The sequence below is a fragment of the Streptomyces sp. NPDC048411 genome (assembly GCF_040704695.1).
In the GTDB taxonomy this organism is placed as follows: domain Bacteria; phylum Actinomycetota; class Actinomycetes; order Streptomycetales; family Streptomycetaceae; genus Streptomyces.
This window is the reverse complement of the sequence record NZ_JBEZKL010000187.1, coordinates 1-10,773: the sequence shown is the minus strand read 5'-3', so window position 1 is coordinate 10,773 and position 10,773 is coordinate 1. Positions and strand designations below refer to the sequence as shown.

The 10,773-nt window shown below is 67.1% G+C and carries 7 protein-coding genes; all 7 read left to right on the top strand.

Annotation, left to right across the window (positions count from 1 at the left end; all coding sequences use genetic code 11):
• Positions 1 to 566 (top strand): MFS transporter (locus AB0915_RS35850; protein WP_366695089.1); only part of this gene is annotated, 566 nt, incomplete at its 5' end.
• A gap of 828 nt (positions 567 to 1,394) precedes the next feature.
• The gene (locus tag AB0915_RS35845) at positions 1,395 to 7,565 is read left to right on the top strand and encodes a DNRLRE domain-containing protein (RefSeq protein ID WP_366695091.1); all 6,171 of its coding nucleotides are present in this window, start codon (positions 1,395 to 1,397) and stop codon (positions 7,563 to 7,565) included.
• Positions 7,562 to 7,900, top strand: coding sequence for a hypothetical protein (locus tag AB0915_RS35840; RefSeq protein WP_366695087.1), 339 nt, complete (start codon positions 7,562 to 7,564; stop codon positions 7,898 to 7,900). Before AB0915_RS35845 ends, AB0915_RS35840 begins: the two co-directional genes overlap by 4 nt.
• Before the next feature lie 130 nt (positions 7,901 to 8,030).
• A protein-coding gene (locus AB0915_RS35835) for an IS3 family transposase (RefSeq protein ID WP_366695085.1) occupies positions 8,031 to 9,283 on the top strand; the annotation gives its coding sequence in 2 pieces (ribosomal slippage) (positions 8,031 to 8,313 and positions 8,313 to 9,283; 1,254 coding nt in all).
• A gap of 220 nt (positions 9,284 to 9,503) precedes the next feature.
• The gene (locus AB0915_RS35830; protein ID WP_366695083.1) at positions 9,504 to 9,905 is read left to right on the top strand and encodes a hypothetical protein; all 402 of its coding nucleotides are present in this window, start codon (positions 9,504 to 9,506) and stop codon (positions 9,903 to 9,905) included.
• Positions 9,906 to 10,186: 281 nt separating this feature from the next.
• A complete protein-coding gene (locus tag AB0915_RS35825; protein WP_366695081.1) occupies positions 10,187 to 10,498 on the top strand; it encodes a hypothetical protein in 312 nt (103 codons plus the stop codon).
• A 34-nt stretch (positions 10,499 to 10,532) separates the two neighbouring features.
• Positions 10,533 to 10,694, top strand: coding sequence for a hypothetical protein (locus AB0915_RS35820; RefSeq protein ID WP_366695079.1), 162 nt, complete (start codon positions 10,533 to 10,535; stop codon positions 10,692 to 10,694).
• Positions 10,695 to 10,773: the final 79 nt, after the last annotated feature.

Here is a 10,773-nt window from a genome sequence, read left to right as displayed (position 1 = left end):
GCGAAGACACGTTGCTGCCCCGGATCCTCGTGGTGTTCATGTTCGCCAACATGGCCGACAATGCCCTGTTCACCGTACTGCTGCCCACCTTGGCCGAGCAGGTGCTCGACAACCCGCTCACCCTGGGGCTTTCGGTCGCTGCCTTCGGCGCCGGCGCCCTGGCGGGCGCGGTCCTGTTCGGCACGGTTGGGCATCGGTTCCCCCGGCACGTAATCCTGACCGGCGCGTTGCTGATTTCCGGGGCCCCGAAGTTCTTCGTCATCGCCGCGATGCCCGGAACTCCCACGCTTGTCGTCACCATGGCTCTCGCCGGCATCGCTGCTGGACCAGTGAACCCGCTGTTGACCGCTGTCCAGTTCAGCCGTATTCCCTCGGAGCTCCGGGGACGCGTGTCCGGCGCGATCGTGGCCGCGGTTGTGGCCGCGGTGCCGGTGGGCATTTTCGGCGCCGGCCTGCTGGTCGCCATGACCAGCCTCACCACGGCTTTGCTCGTGATCGCGGCTGGTTATCTCCTGGTCAGCCTCTATCCCGCAGTGCATCCCGCGTGGCGAGCCGCCACCCCATGACCTCCAGATCGATCGACCTGCCGGCCGGCGGTGGCCGGGCCACCGCCTCACTCCTGGCCACCGTCGGTTCGCCGGACAGCACCGCCTCGTCGAACCCGACGACTGGCCCGACACCCTGCCCGCCACGGTGCTCGGCGCTATCCGCCAGGCCCCGGCCATCAATAACGACGCCACCATGCGCAACCTCCGCGACACCGGCGAAAACCGCTGATAGCCGTATGCACAAGGCGATTCAATCGCTCAAGATCGCCCTACTATTCCTTCCGGCCGTATCTCGGCTGACCCCTCGAAGAAGTCGATGCTGGAGGCGTGGGCGAACGGGTTCGACGGGTCGTCGTGGCCATCCGGAAAGCAGCCCGTCCCAGTCGTCTTCGTCGGCGGACTTTGCAACAGCCCTGCACCGGTCGGTCCTGCCCGTACTCGCAGGTTGCGGATGTCCCCAGCCACGCGCGCCCACCCTGGCTGCAGCCGCCAGTAGGCGGTCACCGTCCGGCGGCCCGCGCTTCTTCGCCGCGATGGCCGCCATCGCCCGAAGGGCGGCGGCCTCCACCCCGGCGTCTGCGCGAACCGCGTGTGACCGCTGTTGGTTCCGCCGGAGAACTTCGAGCACGACACTTTTTCGTGATCACGGGCGAATTGGACATTCCGGATTATCATATCCCATTTATATATTTGAGGGACCCCTGGTGATTTCGGTGACGCGGCAATACTTTGTGCCTCTCGCTGTGTGGTGCTTGCCGAGGGGGCACTGTGGTGCGTCGCTGGGTTCGTCTTGCGGAGTTTAGAATTCCTCTTCTCGGAGCCCGCTGGATATCCGGCGTGACCGCTCTGGCAGTGACCGTCGGGCTGACCGGCGCGGTTGTCGCCACACCGGCCGCTGCGGACGGCGGCGCTCAAGCAGGTGTGACGGTCGCCGACGATCTACTCGCGGCGCGGGTGGCGGCCCGGTTGAGCGGTCATCGTGTCGAGGCTGCCGCAGAGCGGTCGGAGACCGCGACGACGTGGGTGAATCCCGACGGATCGCTGACGACGGAGATCACGGCAGGGCCGACCCGGTTCCAGAAGGACGGCACGTGGCTGCCGGTCGACTTGGACCTGGTGGCCGACGCCTCGGGTGTGCGCCCGCAGGGGCACCCCCGCGGCCTGACGCTGGCGCGGGGCGGGCTGCAGGGCGAGCCGTCCCTGGCCGCGGCGCAGAAGAGCGTCGGCCGTGACCTGGTGACGCTGGGCAGCGGCGGCGATCGGGTGTCGCTGCAGTGGAAGGGTGGCCTGCCGACTCCGACGCTGGAGGGGCGGACGGCGACGTACCGGGATGCCTTCCCCGGCGCGGATCTGGTGGTCTCCGCGACGCGTACGGGCTTCGAGCAGTACGTGGTGCTCCGGGAGCGGCCAAAGGCGGGCTTCAGCTACACGCTGCCGTTGTCGTCTCCCGGGTTGAAGGTCCGTCAGGCAGCTGGCGGGTCGGTGGAGTTCACTGATGCCCGCGGTGTGGTGCGGGCGGTGATGCCGGCTCCGGTGATGTGGGACGAGCAGGTCGATGCCCGTTCGGGGGACCGGGTGAACCGGGCCCGGGTGGCGATGAAGGTCGTCGCCCGCAAGGGCGGCGCGGACCTGGTCCTGACACCGGACGCCGACTACCTTGCGGCCCTTGCCACGCAGTACCCGGTCACGATCGACCCGTCGACGACGGCCCTGGCCGGTTTGTTCGACACCTACGTCCAGCAGGGCGAGACCACCGACCTGTCCGGGGACGTCGAGCTGGACTGGGGCAACCCGGGGACGACGAACGCCGACGGGACACCCCGCACCGCGCGGTCCTTCGTGACATGGAAGACCGCACCGCTGGCGGACGCGGTGGTCTCCTCGGCGAAGCTGTCGCTGTTCAACTTCCACTCGGCGAACCCCGACTGCCTGGCCTACCCGTGGGAGGTGTGGTCCACCACGACCGCCTCCACCTCAAGCCGGTGGACGGCGCAGCCGACCTGGTCGACGAAGTACGCGACGTCCACCGAGACCAAGGGCAACGCGGCGTGCACGGCGGACGGCTGGATCAACGCGGACGTCACGTCCCTGGCCCAGTCGTGGGCGACGGCCGCTGCGGACACCTCCACGCTCGGGCTGCGGGCGTCCAGTGAGACCGTGGTGGCGCAGTGGAAGCGGGTGAACTCCGCGCAGGCGGCGTCTAATCCGCCGAAGCTGACGGTGACGTACAACCAGCGCCCCCGGGCCGGCACCAAGCAGGAGGCCGGACCGCCGTTCTTCTCCTACTCCGGCGACTACACCGTCTCCACCACGACGCCGACACTGCGGGACACGTTCGTGGACCCCAACGGCGACAAGGTCACCGGCACCTTCCAGGTCTACAACTCCGCCGGCACCACGCAGATCGGCTCCAACATCGTCTCGACCGCGGTCGCCTCCGGGTCGGCGGCATCGGTGAAGGTGCCCTCCGGGCTCCTGACCAACGGCACCACCTACACGTTCCGCACCATCGCCGGTGACGGCGCCCTGACCGGCAGCACCTGGTCGGCCTGGAAAACCTTCACCGTCGACACCACCGCCCCCTTGGCACCGGCGTCGGTCACCTCCACCGACTACCCGAGCAGCAGCTGGGTCAAGGGCGCCGGCCAGGCCGGCTCCTTCACCGTCACCCCGCCGGCCGGCACCGACCACAACTGGATCGAATGGTCCCTCGACGGCGCCACCTGGACGAAGATCGCCACCGGCGGCGCGTCCACGGCCAAGACGTTCAGTGTCACACCGGCGACCAACGGCACCCACGTCCTGGCCGTGCGCAGCGTCGACGAGGCCGACAACCGCTCCGAGGAAGTCGAGTACACCTTCCACGCCGGCGCCGGCGGCATCATCAGCCCCGACCCCGGCACCCGCACCCCCCGCCGCCTTCTGCTCCAAGCCGAGGCGGACGCCACCAAGTACACCTCCGTGTCCTTCTCCTGGCGCCGATCGGCTGCCGACGGCTGGGTGGCGATCCCGCCCGGTGACGTCACCTCCGGCGGCACCCCGCTGACCACGTGGCCGGTGGCGGCGCCTTCGGGGAAGAACGCCCCGCTGGTGTGGAACGCCAGCGACACCGTCAACCCCGACGGCGCCATCGAGATCAAAGCCGACTTCACCGGGACCGGCTACCCCACCCAGTCCACCCCCGCCCAGATCGCCGTCGTCGACCGGGCCGCATCGGGAGCAGCGACGACCTCCGTCGGACCGGGCCAGGTGAACCTGCTGACCGGCGAGTTCAGCCTCGACGCCACCGACGCCTCGGCCTTCGGCCTGACCGTGACCCGCTCGGCGGCCTCCCGGCACCCCGACGCCCGTACCCAGGGCCAGGCCCCGATCTTCGGCAAGGAATGGACCACCGGCATCGCCGCCGAGACCACCGGTGCCAGCGACACCCACATCCGGCGCGTCACCGACACCGCCGTCGACCTCGTCGACTCCGACGGCTCCAGCATCCACTTCACCGCCAACGCCGCCGCCACCGGATGGATCCCCGAACCCGGCTACGAGTACCTGACCCTGACCGGCTCAGTGGCCACCTCCTTCACGCTGGCTGACACCGACGGCACGGTCAGCACCTACGTCAAGCCGACCTCCGCCACCACCTGGCAACTGGCCACCACCCTCCTGGACGGCCTGACGAACTCCACCGCCACCGTCCAGACGGAGACCGTCGTCTCGGGGCCGGCCACCCTGGCGCGGCCCAAGCGGCTCATCGCCCCCACCACCGCCGCCACCGCCGCCACCTGCGCGGCCACCCCCTCCACCAAGGGCTGCCGCACCCTGGAGTTCGTCTACGCCACCTCCACCACCGCCACCTCCAGCGCCCTGGGCGACTACACCGGCCAGGTCAAGGAACTGCGCCTGTGGGCCACCGCTCCCGGTGCCGCCACCGCCACCAGTCGCACCGTCGCCGCCTACTCCTACGACACCTTTGGCCGCCTGTGCGAGACCTGGAACCCCCAGATCACCCCGGCGCTCAAGACCGCCTACACCTACGACACCGACGGCCGCGTCCTGACCCTGACCCCGCCCGGCCTCCTGCCGTGGACCTTCACCTACGGCACCGCCGGCACCAGCACCGCCGCCGGCCCCGGCATGCTCCTCACCGCTTCCCGACCCACCCTCCAGGCCGGCACCTCCTCCACCGTCTCCGGTACCGCCACCACCAGCGTCGTCTACGACGTACCCCTCACTGGCAGCTCAGCACCCCGCTCCATGGACGCCGGAGACGTCTCCGACTGGGGCCAGCGCACCGCACCCACCGACGCCACCGCCCTCTTCCCCGCAGACGCCACGCCCGCCTCGCACGTCGGTACGTCCCTGACCTCCGGCAGCTACGGCCGGGCCACCGTCACCTACCTCGACGCCTCCGGACGCACCCTGAACACCGCCGAGCCCGGCGGGCACATGAACGCCGTAGGTTACGACCGGTTCGGCAACACGGTCCGCGAGCTCACCCCGGCCAACCGGGCCCTGAGTATTGGGGTGACCGCCGACCAGCAGACCGTCCTGGCCGACCTCGGCATCGAATCCCTCGACACCGCCGACCGCGCCGACCTCCTCGCCACGAACAACTACTTCGACCCCACCGGGACCCGCCTGCTGGAGGCGTTCGGCCCGCTCCATCGCGTCGACCTGACCGCCGACTTCAAGGACGGCACCACGGTGCTGATCCCGGCCGGAACGTCCGTGCCCGCCCAGTCCTGGACGGTCAACGAGTACGACACCGGGCGGCCCACCAACGGCACCGCCGTCATCAGGGATGCCCTCACCCTGGCCATCGTCGGCGCCCGCGTCCGTGGCCACGACTCCCTCATGGCCGACAAGCGCCTCACCGAGATCCAGTACGACTGGGGGCTGGGCCTGCCCAACCTCACGATCGCGGATACCGGCGGGCTGAACATCAACACCTCCGCCGACTATGACGCCCAGGGCCGCGTCATCGCGGCCAGTCTCCCCGGCAGTACCGGAAGCGACGCCGCCACCACCATCACGGAGTACTGGACCGCGACGGGTACTGGATGGTGCCAGGGACGGCCCGAATGGGCCGACCTGCCCTGCTGGACCGGCCCGGCCGGAGCCATCACCGGCGGCGGCAGCAACCCGACCCACCGGGTCGACACCACCACCGAGTACGACTACTACGGCAGCGTCGCCCAGACCACGGAGACCTCCGACGACACCACCCGCATGACCTTCTACACCTACGACCCCGCCGGACGCCTGGTCAACTACTCGATGACCGACGGCCTTGGCACTGCCGTCCCAGAACAGGACACCTACTACGACCCCGCCACCGGCCTCGTGGAAGAGACGTCCTCCTGGAACACCGCCTCGGCCGGCGCGATCTACCGCGACTACGACGCCCTGGGCCGCCCCACCAACTACACCGACGCCTCCGGCTCCACCACGACCACCACCTACGACAACCTCGACCGAACCGTCACCATCACCGACGGGGTCCCCTCCACCACCACCTACACCTACAACCACACCACTGAACCCCGCGGCCTGCCCACCACCATCACCGACTCCGTCGCCGGCGCCTTCACCGCCACCTACGACCCCGACGGCCGCACCACCCAGCAGACCCTCCCCGGCGGCTACACGGCGCGCACCCAGTACGACACCACCACGGGCGCCGCCCTCGCACGCCTCTACACCCGCGACAGCGACGGCACCACGGTCTACTCCGACACCGCCACCCACTCCGCGCACAGCCAGGTCACCCGCCACACCGGCTGGACCACACAGGAGTTCACGTACGACGCCGTCGGCCGGCTCACCCGCACCGACGACACCGCACAGACCGAATGCACCCGCCGCACCTACACCCTCGACCAACGCTCCAACCGCACCGCCCAGACCACCGGCACCGCAGCCGGCGGCGCCCCCTGCTCCACCGCACCACAACCCAGCACCACCCACACCTACGACACCGCCGACCGCATCACCGATGCCGGCTACACCTACGACGACCTCGGCCGCACCCTGACCGTCCCCGGTCACGGCAGCATCGACTACTACGCCAACGACCTCGTCCGCCGCCAGACCAACGGCACCACCCGCCAGACCTGGACCCTCGACGCCGCCTTCCGCCACCAGAGCTGGACCGTGGAGACCAGCGACGGCACCACCTGGACCACCACCGCCGGCAAGACCAACCACTACGCCGACGACAGCGACACACCCCGCTGGATCAGCGAGGACACCGCCACCGGCACACTGACGCGCATGGTCACCGGCCCCGACGGCCAACTGGCCGCCATCACCGTCAAGACCGGTAGCACCGTCCTCCAGCTCACCAACATCCACGGCGACATCGCCCTGCAACTGCCCGCGGACACCACACTGGCGCCGACCGTCCTCGACTACGACGAGTACGGTCACCCGCGCGCCGACCAGGCGTCCGCCCGCTACGCGTGGCTCGGCGGCGCGCAGCGCTCGGACGACACTCCGTCCGGCCTGCTCCCGATGGGCGTGCGCCTCTACAATGCGGACACCGGCCGATTCCTGACCGTCGACCCCGTCCCCGGTGGCAGCGCCAACGCCTACGAGTACTGCAACGGCGACCCGGTCAACTGCTACGACCTCGACGGCCGTTTCGCGGCCGTGGCGGCGGTGGGATTCTTCGCGGTTGCCGACTGGTGGAACCCGCTCGGCTGGATCATCGGACTGCTCGCGGCCATCGGCATCACGGTGTACGCGGTCTACAAGGGCACGCAGTGGATCGTTCACCGGCACGGGCACACGGAAAAGGCGACCCCAGGAAACTCCCCGTACTGGAAGAAGCTGAGGCCGTACAAGGGCAAGACGAAAACCAACGGGAAGAACGGCAAGTCCCGCCGCTACTACGAATGGGACTACACCCACGGCGACATCGAGGTCTATGACTCCAAGGGAAGCCACCTCGGCAGCGCGGACCCCGAAGGCGGCCAGATCTACAAGCCCAAGGTGAAGGGACGGAAGATCAAGGTATGACCTTCATTGACGACGTTCTCCAGGGCCGGGCCACTATCGACGATTTCGACGCCTACAGCGAGGCGTGGAACGACTCGGAGGAGGATCTCGGAGAGTTCCACGATTACGCGGGGATGCTCTGGCCCGAGTATGCCTTGTGGGCAACGGACCACGATCACATCAGCGGCGATGACGTACTCGAATACGTGATCGCAGCTCGGCGACACAAGGTCGGGTTGCTCGACCACCTGCGCTCCGTGAAGGGCCAAGACCCCACGGCCGCAGAGATCTACCGCCTCTGCGGCTGGTGGGCCAAGGATTGGGAAGCGGTCTCCCAGCACTACGGGGAAGACTGACCCAACCTAGCCCCCTGGGTCTGGGACGGGCTGTACCAGCCTGTCCCAGACCCAGGGCCGGCGTGGACATGAAGCTTCCCTGAACCGCCCCGATTCGAATGGAGACTCGATTTCATGAAAGGATCGAGTCATGGCGCGACCTTCCCGATACCCACTTGAGCTCCGCCGTCGTGCGGTGCGCATGGTCGCCGAGGTGCGCGACGACCATCCGAACGAGACGGCCGCTCTGCAGGCGGTGACCGACAAGCTCGGCATCGGCTCCCGCGAGACGCTGCGGAACTGGGTGAAACAGCACGAGATCGACGCGGGGACGCGAGCGGGTACGACAACGGAGGAGTCCGCCCAGCTCAAAGCGTTGAAGAAGGAGAACGCCGAACTGAAGCGGGCCAACGAGATCCTGAAAGCCGCGGCGAGTTTCTTCGCGGCCGAGCTCGACCGGCCACACACACGCTCGTAGCCTTCATCGACGAGCACCGGGACCGCTTCGGCGGCGTCGAGCCGATCTGCAGGACCCTCACCGAGCACGACTGCAAGATCGCCCCTTCCACCTATTACGCCCACAAGAAACGCCTCGAAACCCCTTCCGCCCGTTCCGTGCGCGACGAAGAACTCAAGGAGCGGATCCAGCAGGTCTACACGTCCAACTACCGCGTCTACGGGGCCCGGAAGATCTGGCGCGAGCTGAACCGGCAGGGTCATGCCGTGGCCCGCTGCACCGTCGAGCGCCTCATGCGCGAAATCGGCATCACCGGCGCCGTCCGCGGCAGGAAGGTGATCACGACGAACGCTGATCCGGCCGCCGAGCGGGCCCCGGACCTCCTCGACCGCGACTTCGTCGCCGGTGCCCCCAACCGGTGCTGGGTTGCGGACTTCACGCACGTCGCCACCTGGTCCGGGGTCGTCTACGTCGCGTTCGTCGTGGACACCTTCTCCCGGCGCATCGTCGGCTGGTCCGTCTCCACCACCAAGGAGACCAGGCTCGTCCTGGACGCTCTGGAGATGGCGCTGTGGCAACGCGACCGGGACGGATTCCCGCACATACAAGGCGAGTTGATACATCACTCGGACGCGGGCTCGCAATACACATCGTTCGCGCTCGCCGAGCATCTCGACCGCGCAGGGATCGCAGCATCGATCGGCTCGGTCGGCGACGCCTACGACAACGCCCTGATGGAATCGACGATCGGCCTGTTCAAAACCGAGCTGATCAAACCCGGCCGGCCCTGGAAGACGCTCTCCCAGGTCGAGCTCGCCACCGCCGAGTGGATCGACTGGTACTGCCACCGCCGACTCCACGGTGAGATAGGCCACGTCCCGCCCGTCGAGTACGAGACCAACCACTACATGAAATCCACAAAACCCCAGGTCACAACCACAATCTGAGATCTCTACCGAACCCGGGGCGGTTCATCCCCGAGATCTTGGACACCTGGAGTCTGGGTTCTGTGAGCCCAGGGAAGGCAGTGAGGTGAGAGCGCGGACGCCGTGGCCGTAGACCGGATATTCAAGGAACACTACCGCCGGCTGCCCACCGCGAAGGAGCGCAGGTCGGGCGAGTGGAAGAAGATCGAAAAGCACCTCAATCGCAAGTAAGGAAGCTGGAGTGATCCGAAAGAAACTGCCGCGAGGATATGCGTGGCCTGTGACGCACAGTGAAATGCGGGATGCGATCGAACCTGCGTCGGCCAAGATCGTGGACCTCACGTTCGATCCGTCGACCACTGGAGACACATCCGAGATCATGGATGCCAGATGGACTGCGGCCCAGTCAAGGACTTACGGAGGCGGCGTGCATCCGGGATCCGTGGGGTTCTGGGTCTCGGTGTATCCCGTTCGCATCGAACGCAAGCAGGCGGCGAGGAGAGCACTCCTCGAAGAAGGGGTACCCGGCATGTTGGCATGGATGAAGGGGCCTCTAGTTGCCAAGGAAGGATGGCAGGCAACACATCACAGAAGAGTATGGACCTTCAGGGACGGAAATCTGAAGGCCACTGACATTAAGTGATCTCCTTCTGCCAATGGCATAGGGGGCACTCCCCGAGCTTCGTCAGGGGTAAGCGGAAAATCCCCGGAAAGAGCTCATTGGAGTCGACCATTAAGTACTTCAAGGATGAATACGGGCGACTTCCCACCAAGAAGGAGAAGGGCGCTAGGGGGTCGATCAGCAAGGCCCATAAGTACCTCGACCGACACTAGTCGCGGGTAGTCGAAGGTGTCCGCCTGGCCTCGCGACAAATCATCGCGAGGCCAGGCGGACACCTTCCCCCCCACAAGAAAGTGCGAAAAATGACATCAGAGCTCGAAGCGCGGGAAAATGTCTTCATTCTGTGGCATGCCAGGCATTTGATCGAACAAGAAGACGGCCGGACGCTGCATCGTGATTCGGACGGCGAGGTGCGCTTGGACGAGACAGAGTGGAGAAACCTCGGCGTCTATCCGACCGAGTCGGCCGCCGAGGCGCAGGAGAAAGTGTCAATGCTTCTTCCAGGATTCCGAGACGAGCCTGACTGCTTCGTCATCACCCCTATGGAAGTCGATACCGACGATTGGATCGATGGATTCTTCACAGAGCATGCTGACGGACGGCAAGAAGACTGACCCGTAAACCTCACCGACCTCCGAAGGGATCACCGTGGAGAATACTTTCTATCTGCTCGTGCACCGGCATCACTTCCTTCCGCAGGACGATCAAGCATCGTCTGATGTCTTCGAAGACGGCGAGCCGCTGTTCTGGGATGACAGCGAGGAAGATTTCAAGGTGCTCGGCTTGTATTCCAGCAGGGGCATTGCTTGATTGGGATTGGTCCGGTTCGCCGGTCTCGTGAGTGACCTGGCCTCATGTCCGTTGTGTGGCAGGGGACCCCGGAGAGCAG

Bases quoted from the DNA above. Each gene is read 5' to 3' on its own strand.
- AB0915_RS35840 (WP_366695087.1), top strand. From the start codon at position 7,562: ATGACCTTCATTGACGACGTTCTCCAGGGCCGGGCCACTATCGACGAT.
- AB0915_RS35825 (WP_366695081.1), top strand. From the start codon at position 10,187: ATGACATCAGAGCTCGAAGCGCGGGAAAATGTCTTCATTCTGTGGCAT.